The organism is Sphingobacterium athyrii (genome assembly GCF_003071065.1).
GTDB classification, from domain to species: Bacteria; Bacteroidota; Bacteroidia; order Sphingobacteriales; family Sphingobacteriaceae; genus Sphingobacterium; species Sphingobacterium athyrii.
Genome location: NZ_QCXX01000001.1, coordinates 1,123,370 through 1,145,692, shown reverse-complemented (window position 1 = coordinate 1,145,692; position 22,323 = coordinate 1,123,370). Strand labels below are relative to the sequence as shown.

Below are 22,323 nucleotides of genomic sequence, written 5' to 3'. Positions count from 1 at the left end.
TTTATTGATTAATTAATTATTTTTTACATTAGAGAGTTCCTATCGTACTTCGCGATAATAAGATACAAAATTATATAGGGATATAGAGTGTTGTGTAGAAAATACCAAAGTCAAAAATACCACTTGGGATAATCACCAATAATACTTTTCACCCATTCACAAAATATTTATTATTTTTAAATTATTGTTAAGCCCATTTATGAAATATATCCTTGTATTTTTGATAAACCTGATGGTCATATTGACAGCCTCAGGTGACAATGATCAGTCGTCGGATGTTAATTTCCAACATCAAGAAAATAATGAGGTTTCCAGCGCTGATCAGGATACAATTCTTCCCACTGGTTGGTACTTTGTTCTGGAAGAGGGTGCCCCGAATGCTATCGCAAAGCAGCTGGATAAATCCACCGCAATCTTATTTCTACACCCCGTTCCTATTCTGACAGTTTCAAATTTTGAATCTGTCACGATAAGTGAAAATGCTACAAAAGATAAAACCATTGCTATGCAATTTGATGAAATTGGGACTCTGAAATGGGCGGCGGCAACAGAAAAAGCGAGTCGAAACAGGGGCCGTATAGCTTTTATCGCGGATAATGTACTTTTAGACGCACCATTTGTAAATGCGCGGATACCCAATGGTGTATCAGCAGTCAGTTGTGGTGGATACTATTCTGAAAATGAACTCGAACAATTTAAAAAATAAAAAAAGAATCGAGAATGAGATGTCAGCAAAAAGTAATCGAAACACTAATTTATCAGGAATAGATAATGAAGATACCAATTAAATTAGGAACATACTTTGTTATCAATTTAGGCGATTATTATGTATTTGGACGAATCATCGAAGGTTATATTTTTGTTTTCTTTGATTTCCAATCATCAAAGGAAGATATTGACTTGGATATGCTATTAGAACAGAATATTCTTTTTTCAATTCATGTTGGTTGGGCTGCTATTACCTCTAAAAGATGGAAGGTTTTGGCAATAAAGCCTCTCGAAGAAAAATTTAGAGCTGTAGTCCCTTTTTTCGTACAGGAAATAGGCAATGATGACTTATGTTGGATCGATTATAATGGTGAAAGAATTCAAGTTTCTAAAATTGAATGTATTGGGTTTGAAAGATTGGCGACTTGGAATGCGATCCATGTTGAGCAACGTATCAGGGATCATTACGATGGAAAACCTAATATGTATCTTTTGGGGTTGAGGTTGAGATAGGATTTATTTTCCTTATATGGAGAGTAAAAATACCTATGTTATATTTAGAAGACTGGGCTCTATTTAAAGAGTCCAGAAGAAATTACATATGTAAAATATTTAAAGATGAGATTCAAAATTATTAGACCTATTTTATTTGTTGCTATCGGCAGCGCTGTATTGATGGCATGCCAGTCACCTTCAGTAAAAGATAAAATTGAAAATGATGAAGTCATTGGTTTCCGCTCTGACGATGAAGCTATGAATGCAGCTATAGCAAAGGCAAAAAACTCGCTCGATCTATTTGTGCAGGCGTTTCAAAAACCAAAGGAAGGATATGAAGGTTTTGCCCTCAAACTAGCATATCATACACCTGACCAAAGTTTGGAGCACATTTGGATTGGTAATCTCACTTATATAAATAACCAATTTACAGGTGTTGTCCATAATAGCCCTGTCTCAACGAAAGAGGTCGCCCTTGGTGACACCGTACTGATCGATAAACAAAAAATATCAGATTGGATGTATTTGGATAAAGGTATATTGAGAGGTGGTTATACGATTCGTGCGATGCGTGATCAGCTGTCGGAACCGGAAAAAGAAGAATTTAACAAATCGATCGATTTTACGATAGAAGATTAGGTCTTAATTCAGGTCCGATAACATCAAAAATGCAGATTGGACAATGATCTTCTGTTATTTATTCAAAAATAGCCATATATTATAATTATATTAAAGACTAATCAAGCTTGCAATGGACAATGAATTGCTGGACTCCTTGAAAACTCATCTAGATTTAGAAGAATCTTTGGATAATGGACAGTTTGCTATTTATTCTGATTACAGGGAAAGGGATGATGTATACTTCATTAAAGCCAATAAAGAAGGACTGAAACTTTTTGCTTATCAGCTATTATGCGCCGCCAAAGATTTAGAGGACCAGGAGAAAAAGCAGGTATTTCAAAAGATTATATTGGATGAAACTCCATGGGTGCTTAAAGATTCAGAAATTGTTTTAAAACATATTGAAGATCCTTCGATGATTAATGTCAGTGAAACGGGAATCGCTCAATCGAGCTGGAAAGATCGATCTGTGACCATAGGCTGCTTTATTGTACTTGCTTTTCTTTTGATTTCTCTGGTGGTGGGTGTTTACACCGTTATTGATTCTATTTTATAAGTTATACATACTTTTTCTTCAATTTCTGAAGCGTTGGGATTTGCAGAAGCGACCTACAAAGCGTCTCCTCACAAATATACTGCTGCAGGAATGATTCAGGAAGAGTATAGAGATGATATAAATCGATAATTTTTATATTTGAATTCAAGATATGTGGAATTGGCAGAGGGGGGAAAATGATTAAGTTGTCCTAATATAAAAGTATGAAAGGTAAAAATCTGTTTATTAATGAGTTGGTTGAGTTGTTTCCAAGCTTAGAGGAGGAACTTTTAGATGAAGACAATAGCGATTCTATTACATTTCAAATGGGGACTTTCAGACGGTTTATGCAGGCGGCTATAGATGAAAATGACCGGAGCAAGTTTAATTCCATGGTATATTTTTTAACGAAGAATTTGCCTTTGGTTGATAAGCGAATTCAGAATGCCATTTATATAAGCTTTTTAGGCAAATTAGATTTTTCTAAAAATCCCAGTTTAAGAAAGTTGTTAGGGGGGAGTTTAGGGAAAGCCTATTCTGATATTGAAAATTATCATAATTATCGCCCATATTGACTTTTCGGTATCTCTCCGATACCGCTTAAATATGCCTTCTTTTCCTCAGATACCGCTATTGACAAACCTACTTTTGCTATACACTTTAAAAGAAAAAGAAATATGGCAAATCAGATTTTAATTAAAAACACGATGGCAGATATGCGGGGATTATCTGCGGCTGAAATCACAGCGTTGAAAAATGGAACGTACGAAGGCGTAAAGTTATTGGGCTATTACAAAAAAGGAGATACCCCAGCACCGATCATATATTATTACTCCGCTACCGAACAAGGGGGCGATGATGGAGGGAGCGTTATTGTTGTTGGCGGTATTAAGCTACAGATTATATTCAAAGAGAAAGTTAATGCTCTTTACTTCGGCATCAGTACGACACTCTCTGATAATTTTGACCAACTTTCTGCTTTTTTCAATTATTTAAAGATTAATGGAAGTGTAATGGGGATTATGCCAGCAGGAACAATACTTTATAGCCAAACAATTAATTTTGCTTTTGATGGCGGACGTTTAGTCGGCCAAGGAGTTAAAACTATATTGCAGTTTACCGGAGTCGCAGATAATGCATTTGAATTCAATGCATTTACTGGAGGTGATGTTGCCGACCAGCATGCAAGAGGGATGATTATCTCAAATTTTATCATTTCAGGTAATGAAAACACTAAGAATACAATATTTGTTCAAGGTATCAGCCGGGGGCAGTTTGAAAATGTTTGGTGCGGTAATGGTAAACCAGCATCGGATGGATTTGGGTGGCTTATTGCATCCTCTCACTTGAACGAATTCACAAGATGCGGTTTTACAGATAATCATTTTAAACATACATCAAAGCCTATGTGGGGAATGGTTTTGTCAGTGGGGCACAGAAATGGTGAAACTTATGGGAATTCAACGAATAATACTTTTAGGAACTGCTATTTTGAGGGAACTTCTTATGGACTCAATATCGCTAATGGAGACCAAAACTATTTTATTGGCGGTAGCCCAGAAGCAAATAGTATCTACGGCCTAGTTATCGGAATCAATTCAAAGTTTAATACATTTATTGGAGTAGGATTTGAAAACAAAAATGCGATTGATATTGTCGATAATGGTAAGATGACATCATTTATCGGATGCTATGCTTATTCCGAAGTAAGATTTGGGTCTACCTGTCTTGGAAGTAAATTTGAGGGCGGATATGCACAAAAAATTGATGTTCAGGCTGGAGCCAGAAATGTCGTTCTTTCAAGAATAAATTATAGTCATTGGAAAGAAGGGGGGCAGATTGTTGATAACGGTACGAATACTAAGAAAGAGCTGATTACAAAATTAAATACAGACGAATATTTGAGAGACAACTTACAGCTTACTGGGATTTTAAAAGCTGATGCTATCAAGTTGAAAACACTTAATAATTCTTCACTAATCAATACCACCGATAGTGAAGGTGGCTTTACTCCTTTTATTGCGACTAATAACGAATTCTTTGCAAGCAACGGTTGTGGTCTAGCAGTGGATCGGACCTCAAACTTTGATACTACCAATTCGATTTCGTCCTTTAAAATCTTTAGTAAATCGGATACCAATTCCAAACTATTTTTTACCAAAAAAATAGCGGCAACTGGATCAACTACTGATTGGTCATCTTTAAAAGAGTTTGTTTTTAGAGATGATTTAGCATCTTTGAATGGAAGGGGACTTGTATCTCAATCAGTAGCCGTCAGAGATTCTTCTGTACAGAATTCGACAACCAGCTTTTTGCCTGATGCTATAGATTTACCTACCTCATTAGAATTATTAAATGATCTGAAATCTAAGTACAATCAATCTGTTGAGTTGATTAATGAATTGAAGCAGCTATTAAATTCAAAATTTCAAGCGGATAGAAACAGCGGACAACAGTCTGGTTAAGACTGATTCGGTGGATAGATTAGTGAATTTATTTTACTATTCTATCCACTTCATGGTCTCAATGACCGTAATCTCTGATTAGATCTCCTTTTGTTAATTCTTTTTGAAGCCGATGATAGGATTTAAGACTTTAACGGAGCGAACATTTTAACCATTTATGCTGATTTGCGGTCTGGCTCAACGATTTTCAATTTTATTTCTATTACGTATCTTATTGCTATTAAACCGCGTTCTTATATTTTTAACCAAGCTAATTAGGTATTTAATGATACGGTAAACACCATATCCAAGCAATATGAGGATTGAAATTGTCAAAGTATAGTCCAACCATTTTGGTAAGGATCCCCTCAGTACAAAATAGCATGTTAACAATATATATATGCCAATGTATAGTAATATCCTAAATGCTCTTTTCCAGCCAAACCAGACCGCTAGATAGAGATAACTACTTATTACTCCAATACAAGGAAATATATACACGAGATTGGTTCCTTGCAGTTTTGGCTCATAGGGTGCATAAAATAACCTGCCGATTACAACGAGGATCGCTAGGTTGAACAATAGCTTAAAAATCCAACGGATATCGATTATGAACATAATTTCCGGTTTTATTCCATGTAATCAATTGAAGCAAAATTCACATGCCTATTAAATGATTAATACGCATAGAGATTTAATGATTAATCAGTTAAATGATTTAGTCTGTCACTTTACAGTAAAGATAATAATAAAATTTGAAGTTGCTATATTTGACTGGATATGCCCACTTTATTCCCAACCTGTTAAACTGTTCGGATTTCCTAAACAGTTGACTCAACTTAAAAAATTCTTTTTTAATTCGGCGTTACGTTCAGTCCGAAATCATAAATATCTAAGTTGATAGGTGGCTCTGCCGTCATTACAAGAGGGGCCACTTTTCATCTGACGTTAGTTACCATAAATAGGCCAACAAGCTCAAACTATCAACGGCCTGTCAGGCTCTACGAAACTGGCTGACGATGTACTATTTTCCGCTTACATCAATTTATCAAACTACATTGATAAGTGTAGCTATTTTTAGGTGAGATTACATTGTCAGGTCATCAGTTGGACTGAAGAAAGCCTTGATAGAGGGGTCAGTATGTCCAGCGGAGGGGTCAACATCGACATTATATCCACGCCGGTTATATTGACAATTCGATATAATATAGCCCAAATCCATCTAAGTATACTGTCCAGTATACCAGAAAGGGGCTTGATATTATAATTAGGCGAGGAGATATAAGAGGATACTCAAAACTCCATTCGCAGGGCATGGGGAAGAAAAATAGGGGTCTGCCCGATTTCTGCTTGCTCTAACTCTAGTGATTCTAATAATTTGATATGATAACCGATTGGTTGAAAAAGGCATGAGTAATTATTTGTCAAATCAGATGTTTTGTAACCACTTTGGGAACAATTTCAAGGGGGTTTTTCTAAAAAGAATTTCGGATGATGACTTGCGTTGGGTTACGCTCCTGTATTGATTTTTTGCCTAAAATAATATCGGCCACAGAACGCCCCATCCGGTCAAAATCTGTAGATATTACAGTGATACCGCCTTCCAAAATTTCTTTAACCGCTGTATCATTGTAAGAAATAAGCCCTATATCCTCTCCTAGTATACAGCCCTGTTTTTTTGCTAGTTTGATAAGTGCTACATCGTCGGTGTCGTACCTACTGAATGTGATGTAGCCTGTATTTTTTTTAAATTTTTCTTCTGTTACCTCTGATTGCACTTCATGCAGGATAGATTTTTTCTCACAGTATTTAACAAATCCCTTAATGACTTGTTCGGCATGTGAGGCTTCACTATGGGCGATAAGAACCAATTTCTTATATTTGTTAACCTGCTTTTGAAGTTTGGTTAAACTGTTATAAATATCGTGTTCAAAGTCCTGATATATTACCGAATAATTCCCCTCTAAGTTTTCCTCATTATAATCTATTATTATGCGTTTATGGGCAGGGATCTGATTTAGCACGGAACTTGGGTCTTCCTTTAAAAAGGTTGCTACTATAAAATGGGTGTAGTTATTGAGATTTCCCAGAATAATATCACTGAATACTTTGTAATTGTGGTGATGGAAGAAGATGTCGATTTCACCTTGGTCCCCCATGCTTTCGAGGAAACACTGATAAAAACGATCACGTAAAATATTCATTTTGTCTAATATTAAACAAATACGGTAGGTGTGATCGATATTCAAGCGTCTGACATAATATCCTTTACGGAATTCTGCTTCGATAATACCTTTTTCCGTAAGATATTGTAAACCTTTCAGCGCTGTCTCTTTACTTATCTCAAGTTTGGATGTGAGCTGATTGAGTGACGGAAGTCTATCGTTTATTTGTAAATTTTCCTGCTCTATTTGTGACAAGACGTATTCAACCAACTGCATGTATTTCAGCCGCGGTACATTTTGATTGGATATGGAATTAGAGATTTCTTTCAATTGTTGATAGATTTTAGTGAAAAATATACACAAAACAATAGGTCTAATTGTGTTTTCTAAAAGATCAGATCAGTCCAGTTATTAATTTCCTTTTAGTCTTGTGCCGTTTTTTCAAATTCATGATTTCTTTTCAAGATTTTACAAATTTTATATAAAGATATGATTTTTTAAAAAAAATTTGGTATTTCAGTTTTCTTATTTTATGTTTGTTTTGTAATGCAAACCATACTAGACCAAACTAGATTTTGGTCTGATTTATAAACTTTTTATTTATGAAAATATTAATCTTTTCTATTTCGCTCTTATTTTGCTGCCAAGCATTTGGTCAGATAAAATTGAAAGGTAGAGTCGTTGACAAAGACAGTGTACCAATTATTAATGTCACCGTAAGGAATAATTCAATGAAGGGTTCTACTAGAACCGATATAAAAGGTGAATTTGAAATTTCGGTCGAGCGATTGCCAGCTGAAATTCTCTTTAGTGGTGTGGGGTTGATTGAACAACGTATTATACTGCAAAATCAAGTCCCGATATCAGTAACAATGCAGTCTTCCAGCGAAAAATTGGAAGAAGTGGTAGTAATAGGTTATGGTACACAAAAGAAAGTAAACCTGACAGGTTCTGTAGTAGCTGTCAAGGGGGAAGAATTGCAAAAACGACCTGTGGTTAGTACTACTTTAGCGCTTCAGGGGATCGCACCAGGTGTAACAGTGACTTCGAGTTCTGGACAGCCCGGATCTGAAGGGGAAAGTATCCGGATCCGGGGGATAGGTACTCTGAATAATAACGATCCGCTGATTCTGATCGACGGAGTAGCGAGTTCGCTTAATGCTGTCAATGCCAATGATATTGAAAGCATCTCTATCTTGAAAGACGCAGCTTCCGCAGCTATTTACGGTTCTCGTGCAGCTAATGGGGTTATCATTGTGACAACTAAAAGAGCAAAAGATGGTAGGATATCTATCAATTTTGGTGCAAATGCTGCTATCCAATCGTTAATTGATAACCCAAAGATGCTAGGAGCGTTAGACTATCTCGAATTATATGATCTAGCGGTTTCTAACGATACGCGAAATTTTAACACAGGTGTTGCGGGAGGAAGAACCTATGGTCAGGATTATATTGCTAATTATAGCAAGATGATGGGGATTGATCCTTATATCTATCCAAATACCAATTGGGCAGATGTAGTGTTCGACGATTATGCGGTACAGCAGCAGTACAATCTGAGTCTAAGCGGTGGTACAGAAAAACTGCGAGCTTTGAGTTCTTTGAATATACAGGATCAAAACGGGCTATACCCTGGTACAAAACTAAAACGTCATAATATCCGCCTGAATACAGATTATCTAATATCCAGTAAAGTATCAGCAGGGATAGATATCTTGGGACGCCTGTCAGAAAATAGGCAGCCAGCAGGCATGGGTATAGCCGCAGTATATCGGACGCCAGCGATATTTGCTTATAAAACACCAAGCGGTAAGCCAGCAGCTAATGCCTTAAATAGTAATCCATGGGCTACCAGTCAGTGGGATGGCGATAAAGGGTATTCCAGTACGAAATATTATGAGGTATTTGCTAATCTCAAGCTAAATTATAAGCCCATCAAGTCGCTTAGCTTTGATTTATCCTACGTACCGAAGTTTAACTTCAGTTCCGTTAAAATGTTCAATAATCTGATCAATTATTATAATATGGAGGAAAAGGTAGTATATACCAGTCCACAGATGAGGTCTATACGTCAAGAGAAGACATTCACTTTAAACCAGGACATCAAGGCTTTGGCAACTTTCTCGGAGGCTTTCGGTGATCACAATATCACTGCTTTGGTCGGTTTTCAACAAATAACCAACAATTATGAATCCATGTATGCCCGTCGGGAAAATAGTGAATTCCACTATGATCAGCTTTCTGCTTTTCCAAATATTAACCAAGAAGGAAGCGGGGCGGCTAACGAATGGGCATTACAATCTTGGTTTGGGCGTGTGAATTATAATTTTGCAGGCAAATATTTGCTGGAAGCCAACTTACGTTATGACGGCTCATCTCGCTTCTATACGGGCTACAAGTGGGGGGTCTTCCCTTCATTTTCGGCAGGATGGCGCTTCTCCGAAGAGGCATTTATGAAGAAAGTACAATGGCTAAGCAATGCAAAAATCAGAGGTTCTTGGGGACAGCTGGGCAATCAAGATGGAGTAGGAGACTATGCCTTCTCCTCGGATATCAATCTTAAAGTGCCTGTAGTATTCAACGGTAGAGTGGCCGAAGGTTATGCTGCTACAGATTATGCTATTCGAGATATCTCCTGGGAAACAACAACCATGACTAACATTGGTATTGACCTAGGATTATTGGACAATCGAATCGAACTGGTGTTTGATTATTACTATAAAAATACCAATGATATCTTGATGAACCTCAGTATCCCCGGCATAATGGGGTATGAAAACAACCCTCGACAAAATGCTGGCGAGGTGGAAAATAGAGGGTGGGATTTGAGTTTAGCCTACAATGGTAAAAAGGGGGATTTTTCATATCGTATATTGGGAGCGCTGTCTGATGTCAAGAACAAAATTGTTGACATGAAAGATGTAATCAGTAACTATAATGGAGTACTGACCAATAGAGCCGGATATGCTATAGGATCGGTGTATGGATTGGTCTATGATGGCATGTTTCCGACATTTGCTGATGCCCAGGCCTATAGCGTAACGCAATTTGGCAAATTACAAGGTGGAGATATCAAATATGTAGATCAACCGACCGTAGATTCAGATGGCGATGGTGTATTGGATACCGGAGATGGGTTGATCAGCGAGGCGGACTATGTCGTTGTGGGGAGTACCATTCCTCGTTATACCTATAGCTTTGATATTTCAGGCAAGTATAAGGGTTTCGATTTAGGACTATTCTTTCAGGGAGTGGGTAAACGTGATGGCTATCTCAGTTATGATCTAGCATGGGCATTTAATAATGGCAGCTCGGTGCAGGAATGGCAAAGAGATGGCATGTGGCAAGAGGGGCAGACAGATGCGGACTATCCACGAATGTTTATATCTAGCGCCAACAACATTAAGCCATCCAGCTATTGGATGCAGAACGCCGCTTATCTAAGGTTGAAAAATTTACAATTCGGCTATACGTTACCTAAGAGCTTATTGAAAAATATATCCATGGAAAATATGCGCTTTTATATCTCCTGTCAGAATTTGTTTACCTTCAAACACATGAAGGCGGGATATGATCCTGAGATGCCTGTAACCAGTGGCTCGGCCCAAGCAGTAACGCCGCTGATGCGTACCTATTCGTTTGGATTCAACGTAAACTTTTAAAATAACCAAGAAGATGAAAAAGATATTTATATTTTCAGTCGCCGCTACACTGACTTTAGCTAGTTGTAAGGACGTGTTGGAAAAATACCCATTGGACAAGCCGTCAGCTGAAACCTTTTATAATAGTGCGTCAGAAATAGAACGTGGTGTAAATGCCTGTTATGATAATCTGCGTGAGACTGGTACGAATATGTATAATTTTCCCATGTCTTTAGATCTGATGACCGATATTGGTTTTCCACGTCAGGATTCTAGATTTAAAGAAATAGCCAAAGGTGAGCATTCAAGTGAGGCTGATATTTTTCTAACCGTTTGGAGGTCATCATATACTGGAATTAACCGAGTAAATAATATGCAAACGGTGATAAACGAAAAGTCAAATCTATTGACAGATGAACAAAGGAAATTTTTGGAGGGTCAACTACTTTTTTTACGTGCATATTACTACACGCGCTTGGTTACCTATTTTGGTGATGTACCTTTACTATTGAAGCCAGTTGAAACATTAAATGAAGCCCGTAATGTCACACGTACTCCTAAGGCTGAGGTCATAGCTCATATAATGAAAGATTATGACGACGCTGTGCTGCGTTTGCCCGAAGCGTATAGTAATCCTGTAGATCTTGGAAGAGCAACGAAAGGGACAGCAAACGCATACAAAGCTCGTGCAGCACTCTATTTTGGTATGTATGATGTTGCTGCAAAATCTGCGAAGGCTGTAATGGATTCGAAAAAGTATAGCCTATATGCTAAATATGGAGATTTGTTTGTAAGCAAGGGGTTAAGGGATCCCGCCAATAAAGAAGTGATTTTTTCGGAGGACTTTAGTGCAGAAATTGCTAAGTATACAGAACTTACATTACATAATTCTTCTCGCAATACTGGTGGTTGGTCAACATCTGTACCATCTCAAAATCTCGTAGATTCATATCACTGTATAGATGATAAGAATATTTCTGAATCAACTTGGTTTAATAAAGCCAAACCTTTTGAAAATAGAGACCCGAGGTTAAAACTTAGCATAGTTCTGCCTGGAGAAAAATTTGGAGACTATCGATACCAAACTCATATGGATAGCGTAACCTGCTATCAATACTCTACAGGGAGAATGGTAACAAACAACGACAGCTATTCAATTAATCAGTTTACTTCATTTACAGGATATTTGACAAGGAAATATAATGATGAAGAGTATGTTGGTCGTAATACAAAATGTGATTATCCTATTATATTATTGCGGTATGCAGAAGTATTGTTAACATATGCAGAGGCAAAAATAGAGCTCAATCAAATAGATCAGTCGGTATTGGACGCCCTAAATGCTATTCGTCAGGACAGGGTTGATGTGAAGATGCCGGCCTTTACCCTTGCTTCCTTGGGAGGGCAGGAGAAGGCAAGAGTAAAAGTTCGTCATGAAAGGAAGATAGAATTGGCGTTTGAAGGACATCGGTATACTGATTTACGCCGTTGGGGGCTTGCAGAAATATATGCAAATGTGCCAATATTAGGTCGTCCATTTAAAGGCAACTATACAGAATGGCCTAACATAACATATGACCTAAATGATGAACCTGTTTACAATGTGAACAACTATGCGCCACACCCTTCAACAGATTATCGGGTAATAGAAAATAGATTGTTTATTAAAGGAAAACATGAATTGTGGCCAATACCACAGACCGAAAGAAATATGAATCCTAAGTTAAATCAAAACCCACAATATTAAACAATATTATATTATGAAAAAGTTATCGTTATTAATCTGCATAGTGAGCTTTATCTTTGTAAGATGTTCATCTTCAAGCGACTTTGGGTCTCTGGAAGTCTTTACTGAAAATGAAATAATCGCCCAAAACATTCAACTAGCCGATCAGACCGGAAATAAGATACCCATCATCGCTTGGGGTGGTATCAATCGGCATAGTTCTATCAATATGTACGAGGATATGGCTGATGCTGGATTTACGATTAATTACGGCTATGATTTAGGAGCAAAACCGACGACAGAGAATATTCCGCATCTATTTACTGCGCTTGACAGGGCAAATGAAGCGAATATGAAACAAATGGTAGGTGCAATGTGGTTGGATTTTCTGAATGAACAGGATTTAGCCCGGTTAAAAGCGCACCCAGCGCTTGCAGGATATTTCGTCAGAGACGAACCGACGACATATCAATGGCTAGATTCGCTATCTCGTTGGGTTGATCGTATTCAACAGATAGATAATAATCATTTTAGTTATATCAACTTAGCAGGATGTGATTGTAGAGGTTCAAATTGGGCACCAGAAATTATAGGGTGTACCGATATAGAACCGTCACCATGCGCAAATTTTGTGCGGACTTACGTTGATAATATTAGTACGCCGATGCTTTCGGTCGATCGTTATACCGTAAATATTGATGCGGCAACACAACAACGTAGACTAATGCCTGGCTGGTATTATACGCTTGAATTAATGAGTCGCGAAGCGAGAAGAACAAATAAAGATTTGTGGGCATTTGCTTTATCGACTGCACATTCGGTTGCAGGAATCACTTATCCTATACCTACGGTTAACGATTTGCGTCTGCAGGTATACAGTAATCTAGCATATGGTATGCAAGCATTGCAATATTTTACTTATGTGCCGTCTACCACAGCTGGATATGGACAGGCACCACTTGCAGCGGATGGTTCAAAGACCTCAACCTGGTATCTTTTGCAGGAAATGAACCGAGAGTTCCAGTATTTAGCACCTGTTTTTCTGGGTTCAAAAGTCAATTGGGTTGCACATACAGGCGAAATTCCGGATGGATGTGTAGAACTGGATAAATCGAAACTTCCAAATGTATTTAAAAGCCTCGAAATTGTGGAAGGAACTGGTGCTTTGGTTTCATCCATAAAAAAAGGAGAAGATAACTTTTTGGTGGTTGTCAATCATGGGATCAATGAAAACATCAAAGTAAAAGCTGTTGGAAACGGAAATCTGTACAGGTTAAATAGACAGGCAGTACCGGTGGAATTAGGCAACAGCGCACAATTGTTGACTCCGGGGGATATCACTGTGTTTTTCTGGAAAGACTAAATCTTTTATTAAACGAATTGATTATGTGTAAAAATAGCTTATTAAAACAAGTCCTGTTTTTTTGCTGCTGTTTCCTTGCTATTGGATTTTTTGTACGGTGTAGTAAGGATAAAGATGTGGCTGTCCCCATTTACAACTTGCAGTTGGATGGCGCAGATTATATTATACTAACTAAAGGCACTTCTACAACGATTAAGTTGAAAATTGTGCCTATACATACGACGAATAAAAATATTAATTGGAAAAGTAGTAATGAGGAGGTGGCTGTTGTGCAGGATGGGATGATCACTGCGGTAGCTGTTGGTAATGCAGTGATTACAGCAGTATCTGATTCAGACCCTGAGAAAAAAGTGGAAATCCGGGTTCGCGTAAATTCTATTTCGGTTGAAAAGATCGAGCTGAATGTAGCTTCGCCTACCTTAATGGATCCCGATGAGGTATTGCAACTTACCGCAACCGTACATCCCGTTGTGGCCCCACAGGAATTGGACTGGACAAGCAGTGACGAAACTATTGCTACAGTTACTAGTGAAGGAAAGGTTACCGCATTGAAACCAGGAGATGTAATTATTTCGGCAACATCGGCTTCTGATAAATCGAAATCGGCTTCTATTAGAATAACGGTAAGAGGATTAGAAGAAAATATATTGGACAATAAAAAATTTGTAGCACTTCCACACTCTTCTCAATTTCAATTTAGCCCTTATGGCACATCGGATCTAAGCACCTTGTGGAATAATAACTCTACGAGCCTAGGAACCAAAGATATTTTTTATATCAGTAATAAAACAGTTACGTATTTCGGCATAGACTTAGGTGTGAAAGCTAAATTAACGAGTCTGAGATATTGGGGCCGAGCGGACAACTATTTTGTGTTGAGGCATCCAAAGACCATTGAAATTTACGGAACAAATGATGCTGCGGTTGCGAAGAATCCCAACTCGCCAGATGAAGATTGGATTCTACTTACCGAAACTCCATTTGAGTCCGTGCGCCCATCTGGAGGAACCGATAAGCCAGTTGCCGGTGACATTGATTATGTGTATGCGAGTGAAGGTGAAAGGATCCCGTTTACGTCAACCGTCCCCGCGGTGCAGTATGTCCGATTCAAGTGTTTGAAAACATGGGGGAATATAGAAGGGGTTTGGGGAACAGAAATCTCATTCAATGGAACAGTAATTCCATAATCGTCGGATAGGATGGTCATTTTAATTAAACTACTATAGATGAAATTGAAAAAAATAATGTTGCTGTATGTAATGATGTTTTGCTTCGCTATAAGCCATGCATATCAATGTCCTATCATTCCCAAACCCCACAAAGTCATGCAACGCAAAGGGACATTTGAGATTTTGCCAACGGCTGAAATTATACGTGATGATTCCCAAGATGGTAAGATGGGTGGTTTTCTAAGTCGTTTTATTTCTGAGCACTATGGGGTTAAAGTGCAGAAAGCAAGCAAGAATAAAGGTGGATACGGCTTCTCTTTTATCATAGATACCTTATTTGCAGAAGAAGAGTACTTGCTTGATATCAACCTCGAAACTATTGTGATAAAGGGAAGAGAATCTGGACTGTTTTATGGTCTGCAGAGCTTGTTGCAATTGATGCCAATTGATGAGGACGGTAGTTTGCTGATTCCGTGTATTGAAATAAAGGATCGTCCAAAATTTTCATACCGAGGAGCAATGTTGGATGTGGGGCGATATTTTTATTCTGTGCGAGAGGTTAAGCGCTTTATAGACCTTATGGCCTACTATAAGCTGAATACTTTTCATTGGCATTTGACCGAAGGGGATGGATGGCGTTTAGAAGTTGAAAAATATCCATTGCTTACTGAAGTAGGTGCGTGGCGTATGGGGACGTATACCGCTCCAGCGGCTAGAGAAAAGTTACCAACCACCTATGATAAGCTTCCTCATGGCGGATTTTATACAAAGAAACAAATAAAAGACATAATCAAGTATGCAGAGGAAAGACATATAACTATTATCCCAGAGATAGATGTACCCGGTCATTCTAAGGCTGCATTGGATGCTTATCCATTTTTAAGTTGTGATCTTAATAATAATGCTGGTGTCCTTTGTTTGGGTTCTGACAACACTTATGCTTTTGTAAAGGATGTTTTGGACGAAACTATGGCATTATTTCCATCTAAAATAATACATATAGGAGGAGATGAAGCCAATAAAGAGGCTTGGAAGAAATGCTCCTCTTGCCAAAAGAAGATGAAAGAAAAGGGATTAAAGGATGAAGATGAATTACAAAGTTATTTTATCCGTGAAATGGCCACTCACATTGAAAGCAATGGACGAACGATGATGGGCTGGGATGAAATAATGGAAGGTGGAGAGCTTACACCCAATTCGATGGTGATGAGCTGGCGTGGCGAAGAAGGGGGGATAAAAGCTTCAGCACAACAGCGATTTGTAGTGATGTCACCAGCTGATTTTCTCTATTTGGATTATTTTCAGGGACCGAAGGAATTTGAACCGGTAGCATTTGCGAAGATGCTGACACTGCCAACAGTGTACAATTACGATCCGCTGGCAAATATTCCCCTCGAAAATCGAAAGTTTATCAAGGGTGTCCAGGGTAATATATGGACACAATGTATACATAGTCAGGAAAAGTTAGATTATATGACATTTCCAAGAATGTTAGCTTTATCAGAGATTGGCTGGAGTGATTCTCAAAAAGATTATATGGAGTTTTACAGACGGATGGGGCAAAATCTGCCATGGTTAACCAAAATGGGAGTAAATTACCGGATTCCTGAGCCCCTCGGGCTCCAAGATCAGGAAACGAAGGAGTCGAGTATTGAAGTTGAATTAGAGCCATCCATTAAAGGTTCTATAATATATTATAGCCTCGATGGAGAAGAAAACTTATTGCGAAAAGGGATCCGTTACGATTCACCGATTCGTATTGATTTAACTTCCGTGGATTCGGTAACCGTAAAATGCATTGTTCGGACTCCCCAAGGGGCGATGAGTGGTATCAGAGTAGCAACCTATAAAAAGATTGATTGATAATAAAACAAGAAAATTTAACAAAATCCATGGGGATTTGTCCCAATGTATTGGGTGCTGGGAGTGTCATTATAATTGTCTGAAGGCCTTGGAACTACTCAATGCCGATAACAAGTGAACAGAGGGAAAAACTAATTTTTTAGAATAGTAAATATGCATAGAAAACACATAGATCTTAAATATGTTATTGTTGTATGTAGCTTGATGGGGTTGTCAGTATCCGGACGCAGTCAAGAAAACAATCTGTCGCGTACCGGTACGACAATGTCCAGTAGTTCTGCTAATGGGTATAGGATAGAACATATCATTGATGGAAAACCTGGATCTGTTTGGAGGAGTGGAGAAGGCGATCAGCATCCCTGGGCCATTGTCCGACTGCCAGGTGCGACCGAAATTGTCAGAGTTGGGGTTCGGTCGGGAAGTACGTCGCCTATAATCAAGGATTTTAATCTGCAGTTTATGCGTAGCGGCGCATGGTACGATGTCAAGAAAATAGTGGATAATACAGACTCTAATCTCATAGTAGAGCTTGAAAAACCAATACTGTCGGATCGTATTCGTTTCATAACAAAAACAACAATGCCTATAGAAATTGCGGAACTGGAACTGTATGGACAGGTGTATGTGGATAGTACTGCTAAAGATGTAAAAAAAATATTAGTCAATCAAAGCGGTTACAACCTGTTCCGTGTCAAACGATTTTCTGCCCCCGATCTACTGGGAAAAGTCAGATTTAAAATTCTGGAGCTACCTCAACGGAAGGAAGTGTATAGAGGGACAATACAAGATGGGGTGGGTGATTTTTCCGAATTCAATCCTCAGTCGGATAGTGAGTACCTCGTCTACGCAGATGGGAAGGAGTCTTACTCATTTAGGATTGGTCCCAATTGGTTGGAGCGGGTCAGTTACCGTAATATGGTTGATTTTATGGCGGGGGCTAGGCATTACGTGGGAAGCACGAAACTGATACGGTCACTCTCCTGGGAATGGCGTGACGGTGATTTTTTCAATTGGGCACAGCAAAGTATGGTATCTTTATACTTATCTAATCCCCAGGTCTTTGATCGGATGAAACGAACTATCCAATACGATCCTAATGGTGTTTTCCCTTTAGAGTACCGAGGTAAATGGGGGGCCTTGGAGCCCTATTTACCGGAAGCTCCAGATATTGTGAAATTGATTCACTGGGACGCGGACGTGAAGATAAGTCAGCGGCTCGAACACGAAATACAAAAAGCTGAACTAGCTTATTTTCTTTACGCATGGCCTTATTTAAAACAATGGCTACCCCAGCAAAATTTTGATATGGTATATAGCTATGTCAAGAAAAAATGGACTAAAAAAGAAGTAGAAAAATATTCGACTACACAATACGATATCAGTCCTGAACATGATTTGTTGGCTTTGAAAACCAAGCTAGGGACCACCAAAGGAGAACTGCCTCCAGGATACTCTGTGATACCGAACCTGATGATGTATGAAGTTGCAAAAAGGCAGGGAGAAAACGATGCGGAAAAGTACTTTCAAGCGGCTTATAACCAATTGGATTGGATGATTAAAAATCTCAACTGGGAGGATCCGATGACAACTAAAGGACAGCGAATGTCCGAAAACGTGACAATGCGGGCTTTTGCTTATTTCTGGCAGAACTATCCAGATAGAGCGCCTGAAGGTATCCAGAAGAAAACAGAAGATTGGGCTAAAATCATGCTCTCGCGGTCCGGCAACTATTGGGACTTTCGGAAATATAGTGACGACGAATGGGCTCCGCCAAGTTGGAATGAAACGGGGAATGTACTGGGGTTTCCTGCTGCGGTATTTGCGGCAATGTCTATTCTTAGAGATAATCCTATTTCTGAAAAACTGGAAATTTTGGCATGGTCACACTTTGACAATGCGTTTGGTCGAAACCCAACTGGACGACATTTTTCTTATAAAGGACCCGAAGAGATAGAAGGTGTCGATCTTGGTTGGTATAGCAGGCACAAGGGAGGAATAGGCCTACTAGATGAAGTTCGCTTTGTCTTTGATGGCTCTCCAAAATCTTTTCATTACCCCAATCACCCAGAGGTTGGAAACTTAGGTTGGACAGAGGGATGGGTGCAGTTCAATACAGCATATAATTTGAGTCTGGCATACCTAACCAACTATTATAGTGAGGTCTCCCTCCAGCGAGAAGGGGATGAAGTAATTGTGAAGGTTAAGGCACCTATTAATTTCGACTACGACCATGATGAGCCTTTGATTGTCGAATTGAGAAACGAAGTCGGTGAAAAGCTAAATGTGGAACTAAAGGAGGTATCGCGTTACTCGGATACACTCATCGGAAAAGTTAAGATTAAAGGTGAAAAGCTGACGAACTGTGACGGAGAATCTCTAGTAGCTATGAGCAATGGGGTAATTACAACGAGTTATGGATTCGGGTTTATGAAAAAAGAAGCCCAGTTAATACTTTAATGAAGGAATATGAATAGAATATGGAATATACAGACCATGATAATTTGTGTACTGTGGATGACACCTTTGGGACTCCTACCTCAGGAAGGTAAACTGAATCAAACATCTGCCATTACATTGATGGGCTTGGGGGATTCGATTACACAGGGAGGCTCTAAAACCCCATCTTATCTTTTTTCGTTATGGAAAAAATTAAAAGAAGCGGGATATAATGTCAATTTTGTCGGGCCACAGCAGACGACTTTGAAAGATACAACTCTTAATCATTCAGGTTTTGGTGGACAGAACGCTGAATTTTTAGAAAAGCGAATCGACAGTATCTATCGTAAGTTCCCAGCTGATGTCGTATTGCTCCACTCAGGTCACAACTACTTTGTTGAAGATAAACCGATTTCCGTAATAATTGAGGCACAAAGGTCTATTATCTCAAAGATAAAAGCAATTAATCCGAATGCGGCAATCTTTGTCGCACAGGTCATCGAAAGCGGGAAATTGCCTAAGTATTCTTATATCCCCGAATTGAATAGAGAGATAAAATCTCTAGTGGGTGAATTGCAGAATACCTGGTCAGGAATTTATTTGGTAGATCAAGCCGCTACATTCGATTGGAGATCTGATACGATAGAGGATATGGTGCATCCCAATGCGCGTGGAGCCGAAAAGATGGCGGAAACATGGTTTAAGGAGCTAAAAAAATATGTTAGGAAAAATTAGCAAGAAAAAATAATGGTAAAAGAGCAGGAAACGATCAAAAGAGAATTAAGATCCGCACAGTTATATACTGAGTTGGCCATAGTTGGGGGAGGGTTATCGGGAATATGTACAGCAATAACCGCCGCCCGAAAAGGGGTTAAAGTAGTTCTCGTACAGGATAGACCTGTATTGGGAGGCAATGCATCCAGCGAGGTACGTTTATGGATATTGGGTGCTACCTCACATATGGGCAACAACAATCGATGGAGTCGAGAAGGGGGGGTGATCGATGAGATCTTGGTGGAAAACACCTATATCAACAAGGAGGGTAATCCGTTAATATTCGATGCTCTTTTGTTGGACAAAATTAAAGCTGAACCCAATATTACCTTATTGCTAAACACTGCAATATACGAGATCAACAAAGCTGGAGATGATCTAATTGAATCTGTAAAGGGATTCTGTAGCCAGAATTCGACGGAATATACTATTCATGCTCCATTGTTTTGTGATTCTTCAGGAGATGGCATTGTCGGTTTTTTATCTGGAGCTGCTTTCCGTATGGGGGCGGAATCAATGGAGGAATTCGGTGAAAAATTTGCACCAACAAAAGAATACGGAAGTCTTTTAGGGCATAGTATGTATTTCTATACCAAAGATACTGGACGTCCGGTGAAATATACTGCCCCTGGATTTGCAATTGATGTTACTAAGGAAGTTCCAAAATTTAAGCAGTTTAATGCCAAAGAACATGGATGTCAATTGTGGTGGTTAGAACATGGCGGCCGGATGGATACTGTCCATGATACCGAGGAAATCAAATGGGATCTATGGAAAGTGATATACGGTGCATGGGATTATATCAAGAATTCAGGAGAATATCCAGAGGCTGAAAACCTAACCTTAGAATGGGTGGGGACAATTCCTGGAAAAAGAGAAAGCCGACGATTTGAAGGAGATTATATGCTTCGGCAGCAAGATATAGTGGAACAGCGACAGCATGAAGATGCGGTGGCGTATGGGGGATGGTCAATAGATTTACATCCTGCAGATGGGGTATTCAGTGAAAAACCAGGCTGTAATCAATGGCATACGAAGGGAATTTATCAAATTCCTCTTCGTAGCCTCTATAGCAAAAATATTAAAAATTTATTCCTCGGCGGACGAATTATTAGTGCTAGCCATGTGGCTTTTGCTTCTACGCGAGTGATGGCTACCGCTGCTCATATTGGTCAAGCAATTGGTATGGCAGCCTATATTGCTAAACATAAAGCTAGTCAAATGGTAGAACTAGCTATGAATGAGGTTTATGATTCCGCTAATAGAGGCGGCAATAAACCGGTATTTGAAAGCTCCAAGATTGGAATCTACGAGTCTGCGTATCTGACTCCAAGAGAAATTGTGACCGAAGGCTTTATCGCTGAGTTGCAACAGGAGCTTTTGAAAGTTGGACAACATATTCCTGAATTGATGCTGGAGGATGAATCAGACCTTGTGCAACAGGCATTGGTTTCCTCTTCTAGTACCACAGTACTGAAAGAACTACCTGTTAATTTTAACAAAATTTTAGACATCTCTACAGCGCAAATGTTACCTCTAAAAAAGGGGAAGATCCCAAACGTCACATTCTTTGCTCAGGTGTTTAGGGATACGACATTGGAGATCGAATTACGGATTAGTAGTAAAAGCACTAATTATACACCCGATGTAATGTTAGATCGTCAAGTCATAGATCTGAAAGTTGGAATGCGGTCTTTTTCTGTTGTATTTAATGCCCAAATGCCTGTAGATAGCTATGCTTTTATTATTTTGCACAAAAATAAGGATATAGCAGTCGGCCATACTGATCAGCGAATGACAGGTATTCTGTCGGTATTTAATACATTCAATAAAGCAGTGTCCAATTTTGGTAAGCAAACACCTCCGGAGGATATTGGGATGGAGGCTTTTGAATTTTGGTGTCCACAAAGACGACCGGAAGGGCATAATTTAGCTTTTACCCTTGGGACTTCACTACAACCTTTTGACGTTGATAACATCAAATCGGGTATATATAGGCCCACAACTGCTCCTAATGCCTGGGTAGCTGATCTCGAAGATCCCGATCCTTATCTTGAATTAACTTGGAGCGAACCCCAGACAATCAATTATATTGATCTGTTTTTTGATACGGACTACGATCATGCTATGGAAAGTGTTCTTATGGGGCATTCCGAAGATATTATGCCATTCTGTGTGCGAAACTATAAGATTATAGATGATAAAGGGATAGTTATAATTGAGAAGAATAATAACTATCAGACATTTAACCAGATTAGTCTAGAAAATACAGTGATTAGTAAATCGTTAAAAGTGTTTGTCCAACATCCATCAGCTAAGGTCCCTGCCTCTTTGTTTTCTGTTCGTTGTTATAATTAAGAGAAAAAATGAGTGTATTAGATTA

The 22,323-nt window shown here is 38.8% G+C and carries 15 protein-coding genes; 14 read left to right on the top strand and 1 reads right to left on the bottom strand.

Annotated elements, in window-relative coordinates:
- Positions 1-199: 199 nt before the first annotated feature.
- The 6 genes from DCO56_RS04985 to DCO56_RS04960 all read left to right on the top strand — a co-directional run bounded on the left by DCO56_RS04985 (position 200) and on the right by DCO56_RS04960 (position 4,824).
- A complete protein-coding gene (locus DCO56_RS04985) occupies positions 200-706 on the top strand; it encodes a preprotein translocase subunit SecD (RefSeq protein ID WP_108632601.1) in 507 nt (168 codons plus the stop codon).
- A gap of 65 nt (positions 707-771) precedes the next feature.
- Positions 772-1,221 carry an Imm26 family immunity protein gene (locus tag DCO56_RS04980; RefSeq protein ID WP_108632600.1) on the top strand — a complete coding sequence of 150 codons (450 nt, stop codon included), beginning with the start codon at positions 772-774 and terminating at the stop codon, positions 1,219-1,221.
- Positions 1,222-1,326: 105 nt separating this feature from the next.
- Positions 1,327-1,842 (top strand): YegJ family protein, encoded by a 516-nt coding sequence (locus DCO56_RS04975; protein WP_108632599.1) that lies wholly within the window; start codon positions 1,327-1,329, stop codon positions 1,840-1,842.
- A 112-nt stretch (positions 1,843-1,954) separates the two neighbouring features.
- On the top strand, positions 1,955-2,380 hold the full coding sequence (locus DCO56_RS04970) for a hypothetical protein (RefSeq protein ID WP_108632598.1): 426 nt from the start codon (positions 1,955-1,957) through the stop codon (positions 2,378-2,380).
- A gap of 203 nt (positions 2,381-2,583) precedes the next feature.
- On the top strand, positions 2,584-2,934 hold the full coding sequence (locus DCO56_RS04965) for a DUF7674 family protein (RefSeq protein WP_108632597.1): 351 nt from the start codon (positions 2,584-2,586) through the stop codon (positions 2,932-2,934).
- Between the two features lie 102 nt (positions 2,935-3,036).
- On the top strand, positions 3,037-4,824 hold the full coding sequence (locus DCO56_RS04960; RefSeq protein ID WP_108632596.1) for a hypothetical protein: 1,788 nt from the start codon (positions 3,037-3,039) through the stop codon (positions 4,822-4,824).
- Between the two features lie 1,454 nt (positions 4,825-6,278).
- Here DCO56_RS04960 and DCO56_RS04945 read toward each other — a convergent pair.
- Complete coding sequence (locus tag DCO56_RS04945; protein WP_108632949.1) at positions 6,279-7,244, bottom strand: GntR family transcriptional regulator; 966 nt, start codon at positions 7,242-7,244, stop codon at positions 6,279-6,281.
- Positions 7,245-7,570: 326 nt separating this feature from the next.
- Here DCO56_RS04945 and DCO56_RS04940 point away from each other — a divergent pair, with 326 nt between their 5' ends.
- From DCO56_RS04940 to DCO56_RS04905, 8 genes are all read left to right on the top strand, one after another.
- On the top strand, positions 7,571-10,630 hold the full coding sequence (locus tag DCO56_RS04940) for a SusC/RagA family TonB-linked outer membrane protein (protein WP_108632593.1): 3,060 nt from the start codon (positions 7,571-7,573) through the stop codon (positions 10,628-10,630).
- A 13-nt stretch (positions 10,631-10,643) separates the two neighbouring features.
- Positions 10,644-12,356: a RagB/SusD family nutrient uptake outer membrane protein gene (locus tag DCO56_RS04935; protein ID WP_108632592.1), complete on the top strand. Its 1,713-nt coding sequence runs from the start codon at positions 10,644-10,646 to the stop codon at positions 12,354-12,356.
- A gap of 13 nt (positions 12,357-12,369) precedes the next feature.
- Positions 12,370-13,698 carry a hypothetical protein gene (locus DCO56_RS04930; RefSeq protein WP_108632591.1) on the top strand — a complete coding sequence of 443 codons (1,329 nt, stop codon included), beginning with the start codon at positions 12,370-12,372 and terminating at the stop codon, positions 13,696-13,698.
- A 116-nt stretch (positions 13,699-13,814) separates the two neighbouring features.
- Positions 13,815-14,885, top strand: coding sequence for an Ig-like domain-containing protein (locus tag DCO56_RS04925; RefSeq protein WP_219929313.1), 1,071 nt, complete (start codon positions 13,815-13,817; stop codon positions 14,883-14,885).
- Between the two features lie 39 nt (positions 14,886-14,924).
- Complete coding sequence (locus DCO56_RS04920; protein WP_108632589.1) at positions 14,925-16,730, top strand: beta-N-acetylhexosaminidase; 1,806 nt, start codon at positions 14,925-14,927, stop codon at positions 16,728-16,730.
- Positions 16,731-16,883: 153 nt separating this feature from the next.
- Positions 16,884-19,187 (top strand): discoidin domain-containing protein, encoded by a 2,304-nt coding sequence (locus DCO56_RS04915; RefSeq protein ID WP_108632588.1) that lies wholly within the window; start codon positions 16,884-16,886, stop codon positions 19,185-19,187.
- 9 nt (positions 19,188-19,196) lie between these two features.
- Positions 19,197-19,901 (top strand): GDSL-type esterase/lipase family protein, encoded by a 705-nt coding sequence (locus DCO56_RS04910; protein WP_108632587.1) that lies wholly within the window; start codon positions 19,197-19,199, stop codon positions 19,899-19,901.
- Positions 19,902-19,913: 12 nt separating this feature from the next.
- Positions 19,914-22,298, top strand: a complete 2,385-nt coding sequence (locus tag DCO56_RS04905) for an FAD-dependent oxidoreductase (protein WP_108632586.1) — start codon at positions 19,914-19,916, stop codon at positions 22,296-22,298.
- Positions 22,299-22,323 lie beyond the last annotated feature (25 nt).